The sequence below is a fragment of the Micromonospora sp. NPDC005203 genome (genome assembly GCF_042872705.1).
In the GTDB taxonomy this organism is placed as follows: Bacteria; Actinomycetota; Actinomycetes; order Mycobacteriales; family Micromonosporaceae; genus Micromonospora.
Genome location: NZ_JBIAKV010000015.1, coordinates 1 through 22,897, shown reverse-complemented (window position 1 = coordinate 22,897; position 22,897 = coordinate 1). Strand labels below are relative to the sequence as shown.

Sequence of the window (22,897 nt, the reverse complement as noted above, 5' to 3'; positions counted from 1 at the left end):
GGGTGGCGTGGACCGCCCACCCCGGGATCCGGCCGGGGTCCGAGGAACGACGGACCCCGGCCGGCGGACGGCCTGACACCCACGGTCAGGCCGGGGTGGGCCAGCCATCTGGCCGACGCAGCGGATCGGCTGGCCCACCCCACCGCCCGGACTGGAGCCAACCGCAAAAAAGCCCAGAAATTCGGGCCGTCTCGGGATCACGCCGAGGTCCGCAACGGAGTAACGTACGTCACCGGAGAGGCCGCTCCCCCCGTGGCGGCCTCTCCACTTTTTTGCCCGTACCGCCCCCGCTCGGCCCCCCGGTCAGCTCGGCGGTGCCGAGGGCTCTCCACCCACCGGATGACGCAGACCGGGGTGCCCGGCCGGCAACGACCGCCGCAGCACCACCCAGCTCAATGCCAGCGCCGCGGCGACCAGCGGCCAGGTCAGCGCCACCCGGGCCACCACCAGGGCGAGCACCTGCCCACCCAGATACAGCGGCACGAACACCGCCAGCCGCACCAGGTAGGTCGCCGTCCACACCCAACTCGCCCGGCCGTAGCCGCGCAGCAGCGCCCGGTCGCGCCGCCACCGGGTGCGCTGGCCCAGCACACCGCCGACCAACACACCGAGCAGCGGCCAGCGCACCACGATGCTGACCGCCCAGGCGAGAGCGCTTGCGGCGTTGGACAGCACCTGAATGAGAAAGAAGTCCTCGGCCCGGCCGGTGCGCACCGCGATCAGCGCCGCGACGCAGACGGCCAGCAGACCGATCAGCACCGAGCGCGGCCGGTCACCCCGGCGCAGCCGTACGCCGGCCACCACCGCGCCCACCGCCAGCGCCGCGCCGATCCCACCCCACAGCGACTCGCCGCCCAGCAACCAACCCGCCGCGAATGCGAGCGGTGGCAGGGTGGCATCGACGGCGCCGCCCCGCCCGCCCAACAGGTCCGCGAGCGACTCGGCCCGCGCCCGCCCACCGGAGCCCAACCGCTGGTCCGGGTCGGGTGCGACCTGGCCACTGCCGTGCTCCGCTGGTCCGCCCATCGCCGCCTCCTCGCTCTGGCACAACCTAACCGCCGGCGGGCGGCGGGCCACCGGTCGGCTGGCCGACACCTGCCGCTACGGTGTGCGGATGCGCGCGACGGCACGGGGTTGGACCGCGGTCTGGTTGGTCGTACTGGCCCTCGTCCAGACGGCCGCCTTCCTCGCCGTGTGGCGGGTCGCCGTGCACACCGAGATCGGCCAGTGGGTGGACACCGTCGCCCTCACCGGCAACCGGATCGGGCAGGACACCATCGAGGGTCCCGTCGACCGGATCCTCAACGCGATGTCGGTGGTCTCCCTCGTGGCCGCCACCGCGATGATCGGGTTCATCGCGCTGATCCGGGGACGGATCGCCCTGGCGATCACCGCGACCCTCCTGATCGCCGGGGCGAACGTCTCGACCCAGCTGTTGAAGTACGGGCTGAACCGGCCCGACTACGGCGTCGACCCGGAGCGCTCGGCGGTGGGCAACAGCCTGCCCAGCGGGCACACCACGGTCGCCGCGGCGGTGGCGGTCGCGCTCGTGCTCGTGTTGCCGGCCAAGGTGCGGGCGGTCGGCGCCTTCCTCGCCGCCGCCTATGCCGCCATCGCGGGCGTCGCCACCCTCTCCGCCGGCTGGCACCGGCCCAGCGACGCGATCGCCGCGTACCTGGTGGTGGGTGTCTGGGCGGCGCTGGCCGGGCTGGTCCTGCTGATCACCCAGCGGGAGCAGGCCGAGGTCGCTCCCGGCGATGCGCACCGCACGGCCGCGCTGGTGCTCGGGGCGGCCGGGGTGCTCGCCCTGGTCGCCTGCGGGCTGTCCCTCACCTGGCTGGTCGGCCTGCGCGACACCGGCCCGGACGAGCTGAGCCGCCAGCCTCTGTTCGTCGGGTATTCGGGCAGCGCCGCCGGGATCGCCGGCACGATGGCGGTGGTGATGGCGTTGGTGCTCACCGTCGTGCACCGGCTGGTGCCCAGGGTCAAGGGCTGAGCGGACCGATGGACCCGGTCCGCGTGGCGTTCTCCGCGGAGTGCGCGCAGCTCACCGAGATCCTCGCCGAGTTGGTCGACGCCGACCTGGACCGGCCCACCACCTGCGCACCGTGGACGGTCCGGGAGTTGATCGCGCACGTGCGGACCGGAGTCGGCCGGCTGACCGACATGCTCGCCGCGCCCGCCCCGCCCCGCGCCGAGGTCGACGCCGCCGGCTACTTCGGCAGGGCGAAGTTCACCCCGTCTGTCGACGCCGACCGGATCGCCGGAGGCCGCCGCGACGCGTCGCGGGTGGACCGTGCGACGTTGGCGACCGCGATGGACCGCGCTTGGCGGGCTTCCGATGCCGCGGTCGCCGCCGCGCCGCCCGATCGCGTCGTAGGGACCCGGCACGGCGACGCGATGGGCGTCACCGAGTTCCTGCGGACCCGGGTCGTCGAGGTGGGCGTGCACGGTCTGGACCTGGCCGCCGCGCTGGGTCGGCCGCCCTGGCTCACTCCTCCGGCGGCCGAGGTGATCGCCGATCTGCTCACCGGGGGCCGACCGACACCGGCGGGATTGCGCTGGGACCAGCTGACCCTGATCCGTAAGACCACCGGACGGGCGGCGCTGACCGTCCCGGAACGGGCCGCGATCGACGCCGCCGGCTTCCGCTGGCTCGCCTTCGGCCGCTGACCCGCGCGCTGCTGGCTGCCCCGCGCGCCGGCTTCGGACGCTGCTGGCTGCCCCGCGCGCCGGCTTCGGGCGCTGCTGGCTGCGCCGCGCGCCGGCTTCGGGCGGTGCTGGACGGTCGAGGTCAGCTCGCGGCGCGGGGTGCGGGGACGTGCAGGGCGACGCCGCGCAGGTGCGTCAGCACCACCGGGTCGATCCGGCCCGGCACCAACCGCTCCTCGAGGTTCTCCAGCCCCGCCCAGGAGACCAACGCCACTTCCGTGCCACCGTCGGCCACCGGATGGCCCAGCGCGGCGAGCAACGCCGCCACCTCGTCGGCGACCGCGCCGCTCAGGTCCAGCAGGGTGCTCGGGTCGGGCCGGCTGAACAGCATGGAGTGCACGGCGAGCAGCCGGCCCAGCTCGGCGACCGGGTCCGGGTGATCGTCCACCCGGAGGTCGACGAGCACGTCGCTGGTGCCGCCGTACCCGCCGCCGCGCTCGACCACCAGCAGGCCGGCGCTCTGCCGACCCCGCCGGTCGCCGCCGGCCTCGTCGCCGGCCCGCAACGCGGCGACCAACCGCTCGGCGAACGGCAGCGCCGACTTGGCCAGCCAGGCGTCGGCCAGCGCGTTGACGACCTCCGGGCCGGTGAGTACGTTGCCCTGCGCGGCCCAGCCGTCGCCGGCCCGTCCGCCCGCCCACGGGTGGCAGGCCGGCCCGGTCCAGGTGGCACCCGTTCCGTCGACGCCCACCACGCCGAGTTGGCGGTGCTCCCGCTCCGGGTCCGCGGCGATCAGCCCGGCTACCACGTCGGCGGGGGCCACCCCGGTGCGCAGCAGGGTGAGGCCCTGCGGACGGTAGGCGAGGTTGACGTGCGCCTGGGTGGCCAGCGCGCCGACCTCGGCGGCGGCGGCCGGCACCAGCGCCCCGGCGGCGAGGAACTTGCTGGCGACGACGACGCCGTGCCGGCGACCGTCGGCGGAGCGGGCGACGAGCGAGAAGGTCACGCGCCGAGACTAGCGCCCGACGTCGTCGTACCGTGCCAGCTCAGAAGGGCGGCGTGGCGGCCTCCGGTGGGGCACCGCGCGCCCGACGGGCGTCGACGACCACGACGACGGCCAACACCAGCACCCCGACCGCGCTCGCGGCCACAGCGGGCAGGAACAGCAGCGGCGCCGCCGACGCCGCCAACACCAGCAGGGCGATCCACCGGGACGGAGACACGCGCGCGAACACCTCGTACTCCAGGCGGGCACGCCCGGCCAGGAACAGGGCCGGACCACCGAGCGCCATGGTCAGCCACGGCCCCGGGATCTGTTCCAGCGGATGCTGGATGATCAGCTCGTAGCCGATCGCGGTGGCCGCGAGACCGACCACCATCACCAGGTGGGTGTCGGCCGCCGACCGGCCGATGGTGGCGGGGTGTCGGGCCTTCACCACCGCCTCGCCCAGAATCCGCCCGGCCCGCTGCACATAGATCCGCCACAGCAGGATCGAGGTGGCCAACGCGAGCGCGAACGCCCACACGTGCCCCGACTCGTACGGTCCCTCGCTGTACGCGAAACCCGCCACCAGGATCGTCTCGCCCAGCGCGACGAGGAAGAACTGCTGGTACCGCTCCGCCAGGTGTTCCCCGGCGATCTCCCACTTGGAGACCGTCGAACGACCCAGCCCCGGGACCGGCCAGCCGCACCGGGCAGCCAGGTATTCGAGGGCCAGCGCCGCCGTCCAGAGCGTGACCTGCATGTTGGTGCTCAGCAGCGCCCCGGTGATCCAGAACACCCCGCTGACGGAGAACACCACAGCCATGCGTACCTTCAGCCGGCGGTACGGGTGGGCGCCCAACGCGAGCGACAGGATCACCGGTCGGGTCACCTGCGCGACCACGTACGCCACCGCGAACATCAGCGAGGTCTCGCTGAACGCCCGGGGGATCGCCACCCCGAGCAGCATGCTGCACACCAACGCGGTGATCACGACGGTCTGCAGCGGCACCCGGTAGGGGTCGTAGCGGCTCGTCGTCCACGCGGTGCCCTGCCAGACCGACCAGAGTGCGAGCAGTAGCAGCAACGTCTTGCCGCCCCCGGTGAGCGCCGCCATGGCGTGCTCCCGAGCCGGCCCGTCGGTCAGGTCCTCGAACGCGCGCGCCGAGATCCGGGTGAGCGCGAAGACGTACACCAGGTCGAAGAAGAGCTCGAGAAAGGTCGCCCGGCCCGGGTCGCGTTTGACCGGCTCCAGGTGCCCCGCTGCCCCGGAACCCATGGTCAGCGGCCTGCGCCGTTGGTCCGGTCCACCTCGAAGTCGTAGCATCCGCGCCGGCACGGGCGACCGGAAACCGGCGATTCTGCCCAACCCGGGGATCTTGCCCGTACCCCCGTGAACGGGCACGATCGATCGGTGACGAATCGATGGGGCATGACGGTGCCGTTGGGCGGGATCGCGCTGGCGCACCACGACGCGGCCTACGCCGCTCTCGAGCGGGCGGGGTTCACCGACGTCTGGTCGTCCGAGGTCGCCGGGACCGACGGGTTCACCCCGTTGGCGCTCGCCGCGGCCTGGCAGCCGGGGCTGCGGCTGGGCACCGCGATCGCGCCGGTCTTCACCCGGGGTCCCGGCCTGTTGGCGATGAGCGCGGCGGCGCTGGCCGAGGCCGCGCCGGGCCGGTTCACCCTCGGCATCGGCGCGTCCTCACCCGTGCTCGTACAGGACTGGAACGCCGTGCCGTTCGACGAGCCGTTCCGCCGCACCCGCGACATGCTGCGCTTCCTGCGCGCCGCGCTGAGCGGCCAGACCGTCGACCAGGCCTACGACACGTTCACCATCCGCCGGTTCACGCTGGAACAACCGCCGGCGGTGCCGCCACCGATCCTGCTGGCCGCGCTGCGCCCGGGGATGCTCCGGCTGGCCGGTGCCGAGGCCGACGGTGTCATCCTCAACTGGCTCAGCGCCGACGACGTGCCCCGTGCCCTCGCCGAGCTGGGCGAACGGCGTACCGGCTTCGAGGTCGCCGCCCGGATCTTCGTCTGCCCCACCGAGGACGCCGGGTACGCCCGAGCACTGGGCCGCCGGCTCATCACCAGCTACCTCACCGTTCCCGCGTACGCCGAGTTCCACCGCTGGCTCGGCCGGGACGAGACGCTCGCGCCCATGTGGGCGGCCTGGGCCGCCGGTGACCGACGCGGCGCCGGCGCGGCGGTGCCCGACGATGTGGTCGACGCGTTGGTGCTGCACGGCGCACCGCAGTGGTGCCGCGCCCAGGTGCGCCGCTACGCCGACGCCGGTGTCGACGTGCCGATCATGGCGCTGCTGCCCACCCCGGAGGTCACCGCCGGCGGCTCGGCCGCGTTGCTCAGCCTCATCGCCCAGTTGGGCGCCGACCCCGTAGGAGCGTCCGCGTGAACCTCACCGACCGGATCGTGGTGGTCACCGGTGCGGCCGGCGGCATCGGGGCGGCGCTGTCCCGCCGCTTCGCCGCGGAGGGTGCCGCCGCCGTGGTGGTCGCCGACCTGGACCCCGAAGCGGCGGACGCGGTGGCCGAGGGCATCGGCCCGGTCGCGCACGCCATCGCCCTCGATGTCACCGACGAGGAGCAGGTCCGCGACCTCGTCGCCGACACCGAGGAGCGCTACGGCCGGATCGACCTGTTCTGCGCCAACGCGGGGGTGACCACCGGCGGGGGAGTGGAGGTCGACGACGCCGGCTGGGACCGGGCGTGGCGGGTCAACGTGCTCGCCCACGTCTACTCGTCCCGCGCGGTGCTGCCCGGGATGCTCGCCCGGGGTGGCGGGCACCTGCTGCACACCTGCTCGGCGGCGGGCGTGCTGACCGCGGTGGGCGACGCCGCGTACACCGCGACGAAGCACGCCTCGGTGGGCTTCGCCGAGTGGCTCGCCATCACCTACCGGGACCGGGGCATCCGGGTCAGCGCGCTGTGCCCGCAGGGGGTGGACACCCCGATGCTCGCCGACGGGCTCGCCGAGGGGCATCTCGGCGCGCGGGTGGTCGCCGCGTCCGGTGCGGTGCTCACCCCGGACCAGGTCGCCGAGGCGGCCGTCGCCGGGCTGGCCGAGGAACGTTTCCTGATCCTGCCGCACCCGGAGGTCGCCGACTACGCCCGCCGCCGCGCCGAAGACCCGGACGGCTGGCAGGCCGGCATGCGCAAACTCGTCCGCCGCCTGACCCGTTAGGGCGTCTGCCAAAGTCCTCGGTCGAACCGATCAGCGCAGGCTCGCCGCTCTGGAGCCGGGCGAGGGCCGCGGTCGACGCGACGCTCGTGCTCACCGCGGGGACCGGCGGGCGCGGCGCAGGGGAGTGGGGTGCACCGACCAGAGCAGGCGCCGCCACCAGGGACGCGCGGAGCGCAGGCTCTGCACATAGGCCGTCGCCACCTCGGCGGCGCGGGCGGCCTGGTCGGGTGTCGCGGCGCCCGGGGCGAAGCCCACCTGGTTGAGCAGGTCCGCCAGATCGTCGACGCCCGGAGCGTCGGTCGTGCTGTCGTCGGTCGTGCTGTCGGCGGTCGTCTGCGCTCGGGCGGCGGCGAGCGCCTGGCGGGCGTGTCCGGCCACCTCGGTGGCGGCCAGGTCGTCACCGACCGGGCGGCCGGCCAGCCGGAGCGCGTCGGTGACCTCCCGCCAGGCGCCGGCGATGCGCTGACCGGGGTCACCCCGGACCAGCCGGGCGCGGGTGAGTGAACGGCGCATCGCCAGCAGGGTGAGCAGCAGCGCCCCGACCAGCAGCAACAGGCCGCCGCTGCCGCCGGCGACCAGCAGCGGCGTGGACACGCCGCCCCGGCCGGGCGGCCCGTCACCAGCGGCGACCGGCTCCGGTGACGCGGTCGGCTCCACGGTGGGCGCCGGCGCCTCCGACGGTGGCGGATCGTCAGGTGTCGGACGGAAATCCTCCTCCACCGGCCTCGGCTGTTCGTTCGGGCGGGGCAGCGGATCGAACGGCACCCAACCCAGCCCGTCGAACAGCACCTCCGGCCAGGCGAACGCGTCACCGGCAAGCACCGGCCCCTGCCCGCCGGCCCGGAAACCCACCACCACCCGGGTCGGCAGCCCGGACAACCGGCCGAGCACCGCGAACGCCGCCGCGAACTGCTCCGAGGTGCCCTCCTGCCCGCCGCCGGCGCGGGGCCCGAAGAGAAAGAAACCCAGATTCGGGTACGCGTGCCCGCTCGGCGCGTCCGCCACCACCCGGTAGTGCTCGGCCAGGAACTGCTCGATCGCCAGAGCCCGCGCGAACGGGGCGCCGTTGTCCTCGGCGAGCTGCGTGGCCAGCCGGCGCATCGGGTCAGGCACCCCGTCGGCCACCCGCAGCACCCGGGCCACCCCATCGCCGGCGGGCACGTTCGCAGTGGCCAACAGGTTCGAGTCCGGCCGTTCCTCGGCGGAGGTCACCGCGTACCGCAGCCCCGGCGTCAACCCCTCCGGCCGGATCAGCGTCCCGCTCGCCGGGTCGTACGCCACCCGTGCGCCGCTGACCTCCCGGGGCGTCGCCACAGCGGGCAGCAGCCGACCGCTCAGCTCCGCCACGGTGATCTGCTGGCGGACGGTCTCCGCCGTGCTGTCCCGGGACGGGGCGGGAGCCGGCAGGATCCGCCCCGCGTTGCGGTACGTCGCACCGACCCGCCAGGTCACCCCGTCGTAGTCGCTGAGCACCGCCAACCGCATCCGCACACCGCGACCGGCGTCGCCGGCCGACTCGTCCCCCGGTGGGGTGCCACCGGACGCGGGAGGCGCGACACCGGTCCGCTCCGTGCTCACGTCGAGGAGCTTCTGTTCCGGGCGCAGCGCCCAGCCGGAGATCCGAATCAACGGGTTCTCGTCGAGCGTCTGCACCTGCGGCGGCTCCACGTACCGGCGGGGGTCCACCGGCCGCCCGTCGACCTGGTCGGCAACGACCGGTCCGAGCAGCGCGACCAGCCCGACCACCAGCGCCACCCCGAGTGCCGCGCTGGTGGCCAGCCGCAGCCGCACCGCCGCGCGTACCCGGGGAGCCAGCTCGGCAGTGGGGTCGGCGGCGGCCGACGCGGGACCGGTGGGGGCCGCCAGACCAGCCGCCGCGACCGCGACGAACGCCACCGTCACCCCGACCGCCGGGGCGGCATTCGGACCCACCACGTAGAGGCCGGCGGCGTAGAGCCCCGCCGCCGGCAGGTAGCCCAGCAGCACCCGGCCGGTGCGCAAGGCGACCTCCGCACCGGCCAGCCCGGCCAGCCAGGCCGCCACCACGGGCACCAGCACCGTGTCCGGAGTGGGCTCCACCGGGATCATCGCGGTCAGCAGCCGCGGAATACCGTTGCGCGCGGCGTCAGCGGTGATCTCCAGCAGAGCACCCGGAAGCTCGGCCCGATCGGCGGCCAGCCGCAACGACCACAGTGTCCAGCCGGCCATCGCGACCACCGACACCGGCGCCACCAACCAGGACGGCAGCCGTCGGGCGGCCACGCTGACCAGCACCGAACCGGCTGCCGCACCGACGACCAGCCCGATCAGCAGGTTTCCCGCGTACACCCGGCCCAGCACCACCCCGGCCAGCGCGATCAACCCGATCAGCACCAGCGGGACGACCGCCGCCCGCAGCACCCGCCCGGCACGCGTCACCACCGGCGTACCCCGTCCCACTCGGCGGCGAACTGCGCGCCGTCCGCAGCGTCGACCACCACCAGGCCGGCCGCGCCCGGCGGCGTCGGCTCGGGCGCGCCGAACACCCCGACCACCACCGACGGGTACGCGCCACGCAGCGCCCCGACGTGCCCCAGGTCGTCCCGCCCACCCGGCCCGGTCAGGAAGATCAACGTGTCACCGAGCCGGTCCTGGCGCAGCCGGGTGGCAGCCGCGCGGATTGCCTCGTCGGCATCCGAGAGCGCGGCGGCGGCGAGCCGGTCCAGCGGACCGAGCGCCGAGCCGACGTCCGGCGTCCCACCCGGCGCGGCCGGCTCCGCGTCGGCGAACAACAACACCACCGGCAGGTCGGCACGGTGTGCGGCGGTGACGATCGACGCCGCAGCCTCGCACGCCGACTCGAACGACTCCGCCACCCCACCCACCCGCTGGGGGTGCGCGACGGCGCGATTGTCCAGCAGCACGATCAGGTGCGGCAGGCTGGTGTCCACGTTCTCCCGCACCATCAGCTCACCCACCCGGGCGCTGGTCCGCCAGTGCACCCGGCGCAGCTCGTCGCCGACCACGTACTCCCGCAACGAGTCGAACGTGATCGAGCCGTGCGGCACCCCGTCCACCCGGCCGTCGAGGCTGCGCCCCGCACCGCGCGGCACCGCCGTCAGGGGGTGCACCCGGGGGTAGACCCAGACCGGCACCGCCGCGCCGTACGGGCGGGCCAACGCCACCAACCCCAACGGATCGCGCCGGGTCACCCGCAGCGGCCCCACCGGCACCACCCCCCGCCGATGGGTCGGTACGTCGTAGCGGACCTCCGTGTCCCGACCGGGCCGCAGGCGCAACACCGGCACCGGCACGATGCGCTCCCCGCAGCGGTCCTCGGCCAGCAGGTTCGCCGACCGCAGCCGGCCCGCGTTACGCACGGTCAACGTCATGCTCGCCGGCTCGCCGCGGGCCACCCGGTCCGGATCGGCGTGGCGGGTCACGGTCAGCCGGGGCCGCCAGGCCGCGACCAGCGCGGCATAGCCGACGGCCGCGCCGGCCGCCGCGCCCAGCAACGTCAACTCGGGGTACGCGAACCGGAAACCCACTCCCAGCAGCACCACGGCGGCGACGAGCAGCCCGATCCCACGGGCGGTGATCCCCATCGTGCTGGTGCCGGTCAGCCCTGCACCGGAGCGGGCTGCCCCGACGGCAGTGGCACCGGCACCGAGGCGACGGCCTGACGCAGCACCTCGGCGGCGGTCATCCCGCGCACCTGGGCGTCCGGCGTCAGCAGCAGCCGATGCGCGAACACCGACTCGACGAGCGCCTTCAGATCCTCCGGCATGATCCAACCCCGCCCGTCGATGAGCGCGTACGAGCACGCCGCGCGGGTCAACGCGATCACGCCCCGGGGACTGACCCCGACCCGCACCTGTGGGTGGGTGCGGGTCGCGGCGGCCAACCGGACCGCGTACGCGTAGAGCGGCTCGGCGATGTGCACCCGACGGGCCATCCGGACCATCTCCCCCACGGTGGCGGTGTCGGTGACCGGGGTGAGCGCCTCCGGCGAACGCATCGTCGCGCCGCGCAGCACCTCCACCTCGACCGCCTCGTCCGGGTAGCCGACGGACAGCTTCACCAGGAAACGGTCCAGTTGCGCCTCGGGCAGCCGGTAGGTGCCGTCCATCTCCACCGGGTTCTGCGTGGCCACCACCAGGAACGGCGACGGCACCGGGTGCCGGACCCCGTCCACGGTGACGGTGCGTTCCTCCATCACCTCCAGCAGCGCCGACTGGGTCTTCGGCGACGCCCGGTTGATCTCGTCGGCGATGACGATGTTGGCGAAGACCGGCCCCGGATGAAACTCGAAGTCCCGGCTGGCCTGGTTGAAGATGGTCACCCCGGACACGTCCGAGGGGAGTAGGTCGGGCGTGAACTGGATGCGCCGCCACTCACCCTTCACCGTGGCGGCGATGGCCCGCGCCAGGGTCGTCTTACCGACCCCCGGCACGTCCTCCAGGAGCACGTGACCCTGCGCGAAGAGCGCGGTCAGCGCCAGCCGAACCACCTGCGGTTTGCCGAGCACCACCGCGTTGACGTTCTCGGCCAGCCGGGCGGCCAGGGCGGCGAAGCCCTGCACCTCCGGCTGGGTGAGCGGCTCGTGGGTGTTCACGGTCGGCGGTGCTCCTTGCCTGGTGCTTCAGCAGGTGGGCAGGACGTTGATGTTGTCGCCGCCCTCCAGGTTGAGCCAGGCCCAGGGAATGTAGTTCTTCCCCTCGTAGTCGACCTGCACCCACCAGGTGCTGCGCTTGTCGTTGTTGTAGATGTACGCGTAGACCTCTTCACCCGACTTCTTGCAGTACGCCTTCAGCCGGGTCCCGTTGGCCACCCAGCCTGCCTGCCGGTCGTTGTCCTGCTCGGCAACCTTGAAGATCTCGTTGCCGTTGCGCGCGCCGGCAACCTCCCGGGTGCAGTAGCTCGCCTCCGGCCCGGAAGCGCCGTTGTTGCAGGTCGCGATCCCGTACTGCGGTTGGGTGGCCTGGTCCTTCGTGGCCGTGCCCTTACCGGCGGCGTTGGTGGCCGTCACCGTGAACGCGTACGCCGTGCCCGGTGTCAGGCCGGTCATCGTGATGCTGGAGCACGCCCCGGCCTTCGTCGGCTCACCCGCCGTGCTCACCGCGCAGGTGGCCTGACCGCCGCCCGCGTCCACCGTGAACGTCACGGTCGCCGCAGTGGCCGTCGACGACGAGCCGGTCACCGTGACCCGTGGCTCGGCGACCGTACGCGCGGTGGTGGTGGCCTCCGGACCGGGACCCGCCTCGTTGACCGCCTTCACCTTCACCACCACGTTCTGGCCGTTGCCCAGCCCGGTGACTGTCGTGCGGGTGTCGGTCACCTCGCTGGCCCGTCCACCGATGTCCACCAGGTATTTCGACACCGGTCGGCCGTTGGCCTCGGCGGGCGCCCACTGCACGGTGACCGCGCCCGGCTGGTCGGCGACCGTGCCGGCCCGCAGGTCGAGCGGCGCACCGGGCGTCGTGAAGGGCACCACCGTGTTGCTGACCGGCGACGCCGCCGAACCGGCGCCCTTGTCGTTGACCGCCACAACCGTGAACGCGTACTGGGTGCCGAACTCCAACTCACCGGCGGGCACCACCAGCTCCGTCTTCGTCGACTCACCGACCGGCGCGTTCGTTCCCGCCGAACTGGCCGTCACCGCGTACCGCGCGATGGTGTTGCCCTGGCCGTTCGCCGCCGGCCACGTCACCAGCACCGTGCCGTCCGGTCGCTCCTGGGCGGTCGCGCTCGCCGGCGGGTCGGGCACCGCGGCCGTCGGGATCACCGGGTTGCTGGTGCGCGGCGGACCGTCGCCCTTGGCGTTGACGGCGTGCACCGCGAACCGGTACGTCTCGCCGTTGGTCAAACCCGTGACCTCCACCGCGCGTTGGTTGGCACCCACCTCCAGGCGCTGGCCGCCACCCTCCACCACGTACTTGATGATCTCGGCGCCGTTCGCGGCGGACGGCCGCCAGCTCACCCGCGCCTGCGCGTTGCCGGCGGCGGCGGTGACACTGCGCGGCGCGCTCGGCTTGTTCACCCGCGGCTTCTTCGGCGGCGGCGGGGGCGGCGGCGGGGCAACCGGTGGCGGGTCGCCGCCGAGCACGTCGTTGGCGTACTTGTCGACCTCGCGCACCTGGTGCTTGTCGTCCACCACCCGAGCGCTCGCCGCGTCGGGAGAGTTGATGAACAGGCGATTCTCCCGCACCTCCAGCTCCAGCGGCCCGTTCGCCCGCCCCTTGATGGTCTCGACCAGCTGACCACCCGCGTCGAAGGCGTAGATCGTGCCGGTGGCCTCGTCGGCGCAGTAGAACCGGTCCGCCCAGGCCACCGCCGGGCTGAGCCGGTCGCCCTCGCCCGGCACCGTGAACGCCTGCTCCTCCCCACCGTCACCCACCACCAGCACCCGCCGTTCGGCGGGCACGGTGACCGGAACCCGCTGCCCGCTGGTGCGCGTGGGCATCGCCGCCGCACCGGACAGCGTCAACGGCGTCGGGTGAACCTTGCCCTGCTGCACCCGCACCAGCTTCCCGGCCGTGCGGTCGAGCACCGCCACCCCCTCGTCCAGGGTGGACACCACAAGCTCGTGGCTTGCCTCGGCGACGTCGTACGAATCGACCTGCTTCGGGCTGAGCCCGGCACCGGCGGGCGCGGCCGAGGCCGGCTTGGACGGCAACGTGGCGGCGGTGATCGCCGAGACGGTGCCCTGGCTCGGCACCGCGATCCAGAGCCGGCCCTCGCCGTCGAACGTGCCGCCGGTGATGCCCGGGGGATAGTGCACCGGCTCGCCGACCGGGGTCAGCGACCGCGGGTCGAGCTGCCGCACGATGCCCTGCACGGCGTCGACGACGAATGCCGAATCTTCGTGCAGAGCGACGCTCACACCGAGGCCAGGAGTGGTCCGGGTGGTCGCGGTGAGCTGCAGCGTGGCCAGGTCCAGTGAGCTGACCTGCCCGGTGTGTAGGTCACGCAGGACCAGCAGCCGGTCGGTCTGGGTGATCTGCATCGGGTGCCGGACGGCGTTGGGGATCTCGGTGCGGGTGTCCACCTTGGCGGTGACCCCGTTGACCCGGGCAAGCTCGCTGCGCGCCGCGCTCCACAGCCACGAACTCGCGTCGTAGTTGGCCACCGCGTTGTCGGCCGCGCCGAGCCCGAGGACGGTCAGGCCCATGGCCGCCAGCAGCGCGGCCACCGTGCCGACGGTCACCAGCCCGCCGCGCAGCCGGGACCGGCAGCGGGGGGCGTTGGTCTGTACGGCGTCCTCGATGCTGGCCACAGCCGGCTGCCTCCCGTAAGTCATGGCAGGTGACGCGCATCGCGGCCACCCCTCCCCTGAGCCGGGTGCCATCATATGGCCCTGCTGGTGAAGGGGGAACCCGCACCGTCACCCCTGTGGATACCGAGCGTGTGCGCAGTGGACGCCCAGCTCAGCTCGGTTCAGCCCGGCACACCTCAGCCCGGCACACCTCAGCTCGGCGACGGTCGGGCCGACGGCCTGCCGCTCGACGGGGTGGTGCGCTCCCGCGTCGTACAGACCTGTCCGGAGGTCGCGAAGCTGTCGGTGGAGTAGACGGCCAACACCGTGAAACAGTGATCCAGCCGTGAGTTCAACCCGTTGACCGTGTAGCTCGTCCCACCCGGGTCCACGGTGGCCATCACCCCCAGCGGCTGTCCGGCCCGACCGGCGGCGACCATGAACGGCACCGCACCACCGGACGGGTCTGTCCAGGTCAGCGTGATGGTGGTCGCGTCGTCACGGAGCCGCAGATCGCCGGGAGGTGGCCCGACCGACGCCTGTCCCGCAGCGGTCGGCGAGGTCCCCGCGGGCGGCGGATCGTCGCGGGTCAACACCACCACACCCAGGCCGGCCACCGCCACGACGGCCACCCCGGCCGCCACCGCCGCCCCGATCAGCGTCGCCCGGTTGCTTCCCGCCGACCCGCCTTTGTCGACGGGCGAGGGCCGGTGCCCGTCGTGTACCGGGTGGTACTGCTGACCCGGGTACGGCACCTGCGCCGGCTGGTGCGCCCGGGGTGGGTACTGGTCGTGCGTGGGGTACTGGTCCTGCCTCGGGTACTGGTCCTGCCTCGGGTACTGGTCCTGCCTCGGGTACCGATCGTGAGTCGGGTACTGGTCCTGCCTGGGGTACCGATCGTGAGTCGAGTACTGGTCGTGTGTCGAGTACTGGTCGTGTGTCGAGTACTGGTCGTGTGTCGAGTACTGGTCGTGTGTCGAGTACTGGTCGTGTGTTGGGTACTGGTCGTGCGTCGGGTACTGGTCGTGGTGGTTCGGCGGTGCCGCTCGCGGCGCGGTCGGCCGCGACCCCGTTGCCTCGGCGCCTGTGTCCGTCGACCAGGCCGCCGGCGTCGGCTCGGCGGACGGCACGACGGCACTCGACCATGCGGCGGTCGGCGCTGGCTGGACGGCGACGGACGGGGCCGACAGGGCGTCACCCCTGGTCGGGTCGCTGTCGGGCTGGACGGCCGGGATCACCTCGGTCTGATCGAACCTCGCGGAGACGGGCTGGGTGTGTCCGGGTGGTGCGGAGACGGGCTGGGTGTGCCCGGGTGGTGCGGAGACGGGGTAGGGGTGGGCTGGTGGTGCGGAGACCGGGTAGGGGTGGGCTGGTGGTGCGGAGACCGGGTAGGGGTGGGCTGGTGGTGCGGAGACCGGGTAGGGGTGGGCTGGTGGCCCGGAGAAGGGCTGGTGGTGGCCGGGCGGCGTCGTGACCGGTGGGGCAGCGGCTGGTGGTCCGCTGACCGGATGCGCCGGCCCTGGTTGTCCGGCTGCCGGGGACGGTCGGCCCGACGTTGTCACGTCGACGGCGGACGCGACGACCGCTCCGGTCGCCCCGGCGGGTTCGGCTGCGGCCCGGGCAGCCTCCTCGGCGAGGAGCGGTTCGATCTGTCGTACCTGGATCGTGGGGTTGTCCCACGGAGGTGCCGGCGGCCCCGACGTTGGCGCGGGGACGGCCGGTGCCGGGGCGGGTGGGGTCGACGACGGGTGCGGCACGTCGACCGCCGGGTGAGTCGCCTGGTCGCCCGTCCGCTGACGGGGCGGGGCGGTCGGCCCGGCCGTCGGTCGCGGTGGGGGCCGCTGACCAGACGGTGGTGGCTGGCTCTCAGTCCGTTGCCGGGGTGTTTGGCCCTGGGCGCTCGGCTGGGTCGGCTGGCCGTCCGCCCCCAGTCGGAGCGGCTGGCTCTCCGACACTGGCTGGGATGGCTGGCTGACCGCCGGCCGGGCGGACCCGGGTGGTTGCTCGTCGGCGCGTTGGCGGGGCGCCACCCCGGGTGCGGCGACGTTGCCGGGTGACTGGGGTGCGGCGGGGCCGTGTACCCCCGGAGGGGTTGCCTGGGGTGCGGCCGGCGGAGGCCAGGGCGAGTTGGCGGGCGCCAGGCCATCGGCGGAGGGCCGCATCGCGGCCAGGGTCGCCATGGACAGGGTCGGGCCGGACAGCGCCGACCGGACGCCGGACTCCGCCGCCGCGTCCACCGGGGCCGGATCGGAGACCGGCCCGTCCTGCTCGGTCGGCGTCGGCGCGGATGGGCCGAGGTAGGCGCGGGCGGCCCGTATCGACGGGTGGTGCTCCCCGAGGATGGCCGGCCCGGCGGTGGCGACGCGGGTGTAGTTGCGACGGGCCTCGTGCCGGTTGCCCAATTCCTCCGCGACCTCGGCCAGTTCGAAGGCGAGCGCGAGCATCACCGGGTTGGCATGCTCCCAACGCCGCTCGCCCGCCGCGAACGCCTCCTCCAGCACGCGACGGGAGGCGAGTAGATCGTCCGCCTCGCGGTGCAGTCGCGCCAGCAGGTGAGCGGTGTGCAGCATCTCAGGATGATCCACGCCGTAGGGCGGGGGAGCGGATCCGACGGCCTCCGCGAGCAACTGACGGGCGGCCTTGAGGTCACCTGTGGCGCGCACGGCGAGGGCCCGGTGCTGGGCGGCTGCCAGGGGGGAGGGATGGGACACGTGGCAATGCTGCCGGCAGAGGGCCACCGGACGCTACCCAGACACGCCCCGGGCGGCGGGTCGACGGCGGGTCCGCGGCCCTGTGAGCAGCGACGGAAGCGCCGGGAGAAAGGCGTCGGAAGGCGATGTGCATGATCCACGGGCGGCGTGTACAGTAACTCCCCGTGCGGCCCGCCGTGCCGACCATCGGGTGGCAAGATCATCTGGTTGGCAAGGTAGGCTGAACGTGTAGGTCCGGGTGGCGGAATGGCAGACGCGCTAGCTTGAGGTGCTAGTGCCCGTATAGGGCGTGGGGGTTCAAGTCCCCCCTCGGACACATTGTTTCCCCACGAAGCGTGATTCTTCTTCGCGTTTCGAGCGATCCCCGTCCCGTTGGGCGGGGATTTTGCTGTGCGGGTCAGGACGCTCGTCGGGGCGGTCAGCGGGAAGACCGCCGTGTGTACCGGTTCCTGGCCGATGAGGCCCGCGCTGCCGGCCAACCGATGGTCGAGCGCACCGCCTGGAAATTCTGCTCGGGCATGGGCTGGTTCAGCGCGTTCAGCAAGAAGAAGCGTCGGGGCAAGGGCGGCAAGGTCGGTCCGCCAGTGCACGACGATCTGGTGCGCCGCGACCTCACCGCGCACGGCCCGAATCGGTTGTGGCTGGCCGACATCACTGAACACCGCACCGGTGAGGGCAAGCTGTATCTGTGCGCGATCAAGGACGTGTGGTCCAACCGGATCGTCGGCTACTCCATCGACTCACGCAGAAAATCGAGGCTGGCCGTCAACGCCCTGCGCAACGCTGTGGCCCGTCGTGGTGACGTGGCTGGCTGCGTGCCGCACACCGACCGCGGGTCGCAGCTTCGAAGCCGGAAATTCGTCCGTGCCCTCAACCAGCACCACGTGATCGGGTCGATGGGCAGAGTCGGCGCCGCCGGCGACAACGCCGCCATGGAATCGTTCTTCGGCCTGTTGCAGAACAACGTGCTTGATCGCCGGACCTGGACGACCCGGCAGCAGTTGAGGACCGCGATCGTGACCTGGGTCGAACGGACCTACCACCGCCGCCGACGGCAACTATCCTGTCCCGGTTGACCCCTATCGAGTACGAGACCATCATGACCCCACCGACCAGTCAGGCCGCTTGACTTATCGGTGCAGCAGACCCTCTGGTCTCGGATGAGGGTTGGCCGATCACCCAGGCCGCGCAACGTTATGACGTTGCCTGGCGGACTGCGAAGCCGTTACCGCGAGCAGGGCGCTGACAGGGTGCGGGACCGCTCGCCACGCCCACTGCACAGTCCGACCCGCACACCGCTGCCCTGCTCCGCAAGGTCGCGCACCTGGGTCGCAAGCAGCCTGATCTTGAATCTGCCGGGCGCGCCCGGCGCTGTACGCACGATGCGAAAGCTTCCCGCTGCCTGAATTCTCCGACTAGGTTCACTAGTGTTGCGCCGCTTGGGGTGGCGGGCTCTAAGGAGTCGATCGAGATGCGGGAAGTAGATGAGGAGTTCCTGGTCGGCCTAGCAGAAATCGCAGCCACGCTCTTCGGGACGTTCCTCGTGGGCGTGTTCTTCTATCTGGACTCGGGGCAGCGCCGTGCCCGCCAATCCGGGGCTGACCGATACGTGCGTTCGGGTGTGCGGGGCGTGTTCCTGCTGACCGGACTGCCGCTCGTCGTGCCACTCGCACTCGCCAATCTTGATCCGATCTGGGGTGCGCTGGTGTTCGCTGTGATCAGCGCCCTACTGGTCGCTGCGTCAGCCGACTCTGCCTTTCGGATCCTACGGAACCGCGAATCTTGCAAATCGATCGCGCTCGCCGTTAATGAGGTCATCTCGGGCCTAGCCGCGCTCTTGATCGCCGTAACACCCTGGGTCCTCGGCGGATGGATCCCGCCGCCATCCGCGTTCGTCCCATCGCTGGTGCTAGCGCTTGGATGCGGATTCCTCAGCACAGTTGCGCTCGTCATGACTCTTTTTGAGCCTTTTCCAGGCTGATCGTGCAGCTCACGTCTTTAGGCATGCCGCAGATCGATGTAGTGCGTTGCGAGTGGGCATGTTGGAGGCTGCCGCAGTTCCGTCATTCGAGACGTCGGTCCCACGGGCAACGCCCTGAGTAGGCACTTCAGGCTGGTGACCTCTTGGCGGCACCGAAGAGGTCGCTGGATTCGACAACAGCATCGCCCAGCCGGTTCCACAGCAGCTGAGAGGCCGGTTGGACACATTCCAGCCGGTGTCTTCACTACCCACCCGTAGAGATCATAAGTCGCCCATGAGTCTAGTGGGGGAGGAGCGGCGCCGCGGCCCGCTCCGCGAACTGCGCGGTGTAGCCGATTTCGAAGCCCTGCTCGATGCCGTTTTCGCGCGCCCGCTGCAAAGTCGCGCCGGATGGATCGGTCGGTGCGTCCAGAGTGCTGCCCTTACGGAAACCCACCGTCCCGCCTGGTCGCCGGACACGTACATGCGACCGGTGGGCCGACACGACGCGATCGGTCGCAGCTGGCGAATGCCGACACCGCGCTGCTCGGCCAGCGCCTGCAGTAGTGACTCGACGGCCACGAGGCGCTGCCGCAGCTTGCTCTTCCTCCGGCGGGCGCACAGGCACGCATCGCGTCGCCGCAGCCGCCGACCGCCCCCAGTCCGGCGAGGATCGCCACACCCCCCGCCGGGGGTGTGACGATCGGGGCGAGGTGGCTGATGACGAGGGTGACGCCGGCGGCGGTCAACGCGAACGCGCCGAAGTCAGCGTCGAGATCATCCGCAGGCTGGAGCAGAACGTGCGGCGCTCCACCAGCGATCAAGCGAGGGTGACAATGACCTTGCCGTGGCTCTTGCCGGCGGCGATCTGGTCCAAGCCCTCGACGGCCTCGTCCAGAGAAATCACCTGGGACAGGTCACTTCGGAGCTTGCCCGAAGCCGCTTTCTGGGCCAGCGTGGCGATGACGTCACGGTCCGGGCTGGCGATGGTGATGCCACCCCCGGCCAGTCCGAGCGCGGTGGTGGTGTCGGCATCGGGAACCGACGTAATGGTGGATACTCTTCCGCCCGGGCGCGCCGCCTTTAGCGGCACGTCGTTGACGGTGTTGCCCCACAGGTTCACCAGGACGTCGACCCCGTTCGGGTAGAGCGTGCGAACCTGCTCGGCTACCGGCCCGGCGGTGTAGTCGACGATGGCGTCGGCGCCGAGCTCTCGCAGCCGATGGGCGCTGGCGCTGGTTCCGGTGGCCACGACCGTGGCTCCGCGCTCGGCGGCCAGCTGCACGGCGTAGCGTCCGACGCCGCCCGACGCGCCGTTGATTAGGACCGTCTGGCCGGACTGCACGCCGGCTGCGTCGAGCGCGGCCAGGGCGGCGCCACCCGCGAGGGGGAGCGCGGCGGCGGCGGTGTGATCCAGCGTCGGCGGTTTCACCGCCACTGAGGCGGCAGCCACGGCGACGTATTCGGCGAGCGTCCCCGCCTGGAACGGCGCCTCGAACCCGAGGTGGCCGATCACTTCCTCACCGATCGTCACATCGGTCACGCCGTCGCCGACAGCCTCGACGACGCCGGACACGTCACGGCCGAGAACCAGCGGATAACGATGCTCCATGGCTTCGGCCAGCCCTCCTGAGGCCAGCACGTTGTCCATCGGGTTGAGCGCTGCGGCGTGGACTCGGATCAGAACCTGACCGGCTGCAGGGACAGGCGTCGACAGCTCGGCGAGCGCAGGTCGCTCTCCGGCGTCCGGGACGATGACAGCACGCATGATGTGTAACTCCTTGACGTCGTGAACTTAATGCTTGAACAAGCTACTCCTAAACTTCATGCGTGAACAAGTGGATGTCCTAGACTTTCGACATGTCGTCGATCACGCCACGCAACACCGCCCGGCCCACCGGACAACCTGGGCCGGAGACGCCGACGGAGGCGCCTCGCTGGCTCGATGACCAGCAGCAATCCGCGTGGCGGGCCAACGCGGCCATCATGATCAGACTGCCGGCCGCGCTCGATGCCCGGATGCAAACCGAGGCCGGCTTGACCTACTTCGAGTACATGGTGTTGTCGACCCTGTCCGAGGCAGACGACCACACGCTGCGGATGAGCGCCCTCGCCGCCCGTACGTCGTCGTCCCTACCGCGCCTCTCGCAAGTCGCCGGCCGCCTCGAGAAGCGGGGCTTTCTCCGGCGAAGTCGCGTGCCAGGCTCCGGGCGACGCACCAACGCCACCCTGACCGATGTGGGTTACGCAAAGGTCGTGGCCGTAGCACCCGGGCACGTCACTGCGGTCCGCGAATACTTCATCGACGTGTTGAAGCCGGACGACCTGGCCGTACTCGAACGGCTCGGCACCGCCGTCGGGCTCGCGATCGACCGGAACACCCTCGTTCCCGGCGCTGCCGACTCCGCTTCCCGGGGCACCGAATGAGCGGCAACGGCACGCCCGGCAACTACGGCACCGCGGCGGTGCCCCCGCGGCAGCGGTGACGGCGAGGTAGGTATGGGCGCACAGCACGAGTGTTATGTGGCGGTACCAGGCGTCGTACCGGCGCACCTGGTAATGGTCCAAGCCGACCTCGGTCTTCGCGGTCTGGAAGCATTCCTCGACCGCCCACCGGGTCCCGGCGATGCAGATCAGGTCCTCGTCCTGGGTGCCGGCGGGGCCGAAGCACAGGTAGTAGGCCAGGTCGGTGAGGTTGGTGGCGCTGCGGCGGATCAGCAGCCAGTGGCCGTATCCGTCGGCGGTGCCGGGTAGGGAGGCCACGGCCCAGTCGTAGAGTCGTGGTCCTTTGGCGCCGTCGCCGCAGCTGCGGCGCTTCCAGGCCAGGGCCGGCGCGTTGGCGGCCAAGACGTCCGGGCGGGAGTTGCCCGCCGTGGTGGGGATCCGCTGGTTGCGGGGCACGGCGACGACGTAGCCGACGCGCTGCTGCTGCAGCCAGGTCCGGAACTTGGAGTCCTGCCCGTATGCCTCGTCGGCGGTGACCCACCTCGCCGGCAGTCCGGCGGTGATGGCGCGTTCGATCATCCGCAGGCCCAGTGCGGGCTTCGTGGCGAACCCGACGCTGGCTGCGATGCCGGCTTCCTCGCGGCGGGCGGGGTCATCGCACCAGCCACGGGGTCGATACAACTCACGGTCGACCAGCGTGCGCCCGCGCGGGCTGGCATAGGCCAGGAACACCCCGAGCTGGCAGTTCTCCGTCCGCCCGGCCGTGCCCGAGTACTGACGCTGCACCCCGGCGGACTTGGTGCCCTTCTTCAGGAAGCCGGTCTCGTCGACGATCAGCACCCCGTCGTCGTCACCGAGGTGCTCGGGGACGTAGGCGAACAGGTCATCGCGAACAGCGTCCGGGTCCCACGCGGACCTGGTGAGCAGCCGTTGCATCCGGTCCGGCGTGGTGTCGCCGGCGGCCTCGGCCAGGGTCCAGCCGTTCTTGCTGGCTAGGGGTGACAGCAACCCGACCAGGTAGGTCGGCGACTGCCGGCGCGGCTCCGCCCGCCCGAACCGGTGCGCGAACCGCGCCAGCAGATCATCCAAACCCGCCCGCCAGCCCGCAATCTCATCGATCGACACAAGCACGGGAGCCTGCCCGCCCTGCCACAGACCACAACAGACAGACAGTGCGATCACCCGGCCAGCCGCCGAATAGCATCGACATCCGCAGGTACGCGGCCGGCACAATTCAAACGTCGATCATGCCGCTGAGCTGCCGAAACACCAAATCAGGAAAGTGCGGCCGGAGTATTGGTTGACAGGCAACGTCACAGGCTGCGCTGCCTATAGCCAAGATCACGAGGGTAATGCCGTAACGGATGAAGCCGTCGGCTCGACGGTGAGGCCTGCCCGATGGGTGCCAGCTACGAACCGATGAGTCTGGCCAGGTTGGCCACCCATCTGGCATTTGCGGACACCGGCCAGACTCGCTGGAAACTCGTGTGGGAGTTTCTGGAGGAGTACCGCTGGGAACCCGCTGAAACCAGGGTCGACCTGCTCAGGGATGAGCCTGGGCTGACCGGAGAACCACGGTGGGACGCGCTGCTTGCCGCGCTCGCGGAGCACCTGCTAGCTGTACTGACCAAGCACGTTGGTTGAGGTCGTGTGACGACACGACCTGATGGATCTTGATTGGGGAGGACCTCCTGTCGTGGAGTGGAGCT

General features: G+C 72.0%; 17 protein-coding genes, 1 tRNA gene and 2 pseudogenes. 9 read left to right on the top strand and 11 right to left on the bottom strand.

Translation table 11 applies throughout. The features are described 5' to 3' along the window. Nucleotides 1-303: 303 nt before the first annotated feature. Complete coding sequence (locus ACFYPM_RS26685) at nt 304-1,026, bottom strand: DUF3159 domain-containing protein (protein ID WP_387202315.1); 723 nt, start codon at nt 1,024-1,026, stop codon at nt 304-306. 82 nt (nt 1,027-1,108) lie between these two features. On the opposite strand from ACFYPM_RS26685, the gene ACFYPM_RS26680 reads away from it, so the two are divergent. Both ACFYPM_RS26680 and ACFYPM_RS26675 read left to right on the top strand, forming a co-directional pair. Continuing rightward, nucleotides 1,109-1,996, top strand: a complete 888-nt coding sequence (locus ACFYPM_RS26680) for a phosphatase PAP2 family protein (protein WP_387202312.1) — start codon at nt 1,109-1,111, stop codon at nt 1,994-1,996. 8 nt (nt 1,997-2,004) lie between these two features. Further along, nucleotides 2,005-2,673, top strand: a complete 669-nt coding sequence (locus tag ACFYPM_RS26675; protein WP_387202309.1) for a maleylpyruvate isomerase N-terminal domain-containing protein — start codon at nt 2,005-2,007, stop codon at nt 2,671-2,673. Between the two features lie 121 nt (nt 2,674-2,794). Here ACFYPM_RS26675 and ACFYPM_RS26670 read toward each other — a convergent pair whose 3' ends face one another. Both ACFYPM_RS26670 and ACFYPM_RS26665 read right to left on the bottom strand, forming a co-directional pair. After that, the gene (locus tag ACFYPM_RS26670) at nt 2,795-3,658 is read right to left on the bottom strand and encodes a DUF1028 domain-containing protein (RefSeq protein WP_387202306.1); all 864 of its coding nucleotides are present in this window, start codon (nt 3,656-3,658) and stop codon (nt 2,795-2,797) included. Nucleotides 3,659-3,698: 40 nt separating this feature from the next. Further along, complete coding sequence (locus tag ACFYPM_RS26665) at nt 3,699-4,913, bottom strand: low temperature requirement protein A (protein WP_387202303.1); 1,215 nt, start codon at nt 4,911-4,913, stop codon at nt 3,699-3,701. Nucleotides 4,914-5,066: 153 nt separating this feature from the next. Here ACFYPM_RS26665 and ACFYPM_RS26660 point away from each other — a divergent pair, with 153 nt between their 5' ends. Together ACFYPM_RS26660 and ACFYPM_RS26655 are read left to right on the top strand one after the other, a co-directional pair. Continuing rightward, nucleotides 5,067-6,050 (top strand): LLM class F420-dependent oxidoreductase, encoded by a 984-nt coding sequence (locus ACFYPM_RS26660; protein WP_387202600.1) that lies wholly within the window; start codon nt 5,067-5,069, stop codon nt 6,048-6,050. Continuing rightward, a complete protein-coding gene (locus tag ACFYPM_RS26655) occupies nt 6,047-6,838 on the top strand; it encodes an SDR family oxidoreductase (protein ID WP_387202300.1) in 792 nt (263 codons plus the stop codon). The genes ACFYPM_RS26660 and ACFYPM_RS26655 overlap by 4 nt, the downstream gene beginning before the upstream one ends. A 90-nt stretch (nt 6,839-6,928) precedes the next feature. Here ACFYPM_RS26655 and ACFYPM_RS26650 read toward each other — a convergent pair whose 3' ends face one another. The 5 genes from ACFYPM_RS26650 to ACFYPM_RS26630 form a co-directional block, all read right to left on the bottom strand. Further along, the gene (locus ACFYPM_RS26650; protein WP_387202298.1) at nt 6,929-9,259 is read right to left on the bottom strand and encodes a transglutaminaseTgpA domain-containing protein; all 2,331 of its coding nucleotides are present in this window, start codon (nt 9,257-9,259) and stop codon (nt 6,929-6,931) included. Beyond that, the gene (locus ACFYPM_RS26645) at nt 9,253-10,422 is read right to left on the bottom strand and encodes a DUF58 domain-containing protein (protein WP_387202295.1); all 1,170 of its coding nucleotides are present in this window, start codon (nt 10,420-10,422) and stop codon (nt 9,253-9,255) included. The genes ACFYPM_RS26650 and ACFYPM_RS26645 overlap by 7 nt, the downstream gene beginning before the upstream one ends. 14 nt (nt 10,423-10,436) lie before the next feature. Then, a complete protein-coding gene (locus tag ACFYPM_RS26640) occupies nt 10,437-11,432 on the bottom strand; it encodes an AAA family ATPase (protein WP_387202293.1) in 996 nt (331 codons plus the stop codon). Between the two features lie 27 nt (nt 11,433-11,459). After that, on the bottom strand, nt 11,460-14,093 hold the full coding sequence (locus ACFYPM_RS26635) for a fibronectin type III domain-containing protein (protein ID WP_387202290.1): 2,634 nt from the start codon (nt 14,091-14,093) through the stop codon (nt 11,460-11,462). Between the two features lie 191 nt (nt 14,094-14,284). Beyond that, a complete protein-coding gene (locus ACFYPM_RS26630) occupies nt 14,285-16,783 on the bottom strand; it encodes a hypothetical protein (RefSeq protein ID WP_387202287.1) in 2,499 nt (832 codons plus the stop codon). A gap of 232 nt (nt 16,784-17,015) precedes the next feature. Between ACFYPM_RS26630 and ACFYPM_RS26625 the strand changes: the two genes are divergently transcribed. The 3 genes and pseudogenes from ACFYPM_RS26625 to ACFYPM_RS26615 all read left to right on the top strand — a co-directional run bounded on the left by ACFYPM_RS26625 (nt 17,016) and on the right by ACFYPM_RS26615 (nt 18,764). Continuing rightward, nucleotides 17,016-17,099: transfer RNA gene (locus ACFYPM_RS26625), tRNA-Leu, on the top strand. Nucleotides 17,100-17,223: 124 nt separating this feature from the next. Then, nucleotides 17,224-17,912: pseudogene (locus tag ACFYPM_RS26620) on the top strand (IS3 family transposase); the annotation flags it as partial. Nucleotides 17,913-18,254: 342 nt separating this feature from the next. Continuing rightward, complete coding sequence (locus ACFYPM_RS26615) at nt 18,255-18,764, top strand: hypothetical protein (RefSeq protein ID WP_387202284.1); 510 nt, start codon at nt 18,255-18,257, stop codon at nt 18,762-18,764. A gap of 280 nt (nt 18,765-19,044) precedes the next feature. Here ACFYPM_RS26615 and ACFYPM_RS26610 read toward each other — a convergent pair whose 3' ends face one another. Together ACFYPM_RS26610 and ACFYPM_RS26605 are read right to left on the bottom strand one after the other, a co-directional pair. Further along, the gene (locus ACFYPM_RS26610; RefSeq protein WP_387202281.1) at nt 19,045-19,200 is read right to left on the bottom strand and encodes a hypothetical protein; all 156 of its coding nucleotides are present in this window, start codon (nt 19,198-19,200) and stop codon (nt 19,045-19,047) included. Nucleotides 19,201-19,563: 363 nt separating this feature from the next. Beyond that, a complete protein-coding gene (locus tag ACFYPM_RS26605; protein WP_387202278.1) occupies nt 19,564-20,511 on the bottom strand; it encodes an NADP-dependent oxidoreductase in 948 nt (315 codons plus the stop codon). Nucleotides 20,512-20,603: 92 nt separating this feature from the next. Here ACFYPM_RS26605 and ACFYPM_RS26600 point away from each other — a divergent pair, with 92 nt between their 5' ends. Continuing rightward, entirely contained in the window at nt 20,604-21,170 is a 567-nt protein-coding gene (locus ACFYPM_RS26600; protein WP_387202275.1) for a MarR family winged helix-turn-helix transcriptional regulator, read from the top strand. A gap of 54 nt (nt 21,171-21,224) precedes the next feature. On the opposite strand, the pseudogene ACFYPM_RS26595 reads toward ACFYPM_RS26600, so the two are convergent. Next, nucleotides 21,225-22,313: pseudogene (locus ACFYPM_RS26595) on the bottom strand (IS701 family transposase); the annotation flags it as partial. 273 nt (nt 22,314-22,586) lie between these two features. Between ACFYPM_RS26595 and ACFYPM_RS26590 the strand changes: the two are divergent. Continuing rightward, nucleotides 22,587-22,832 carry a hypothetical protein gene (locus ACFYPM_RS26590; RefSeq protein WP_387202272.1) on the top strand — a complete coding sequence of 82 codons (246 nt, stop codon included), beginning with the start codon at nt 22,587-22,589 and terminating at the stop codon, nt 22,830-22,832. Nucleotides 22,833-22,897 lie beyond the last annotated feature (65 nt).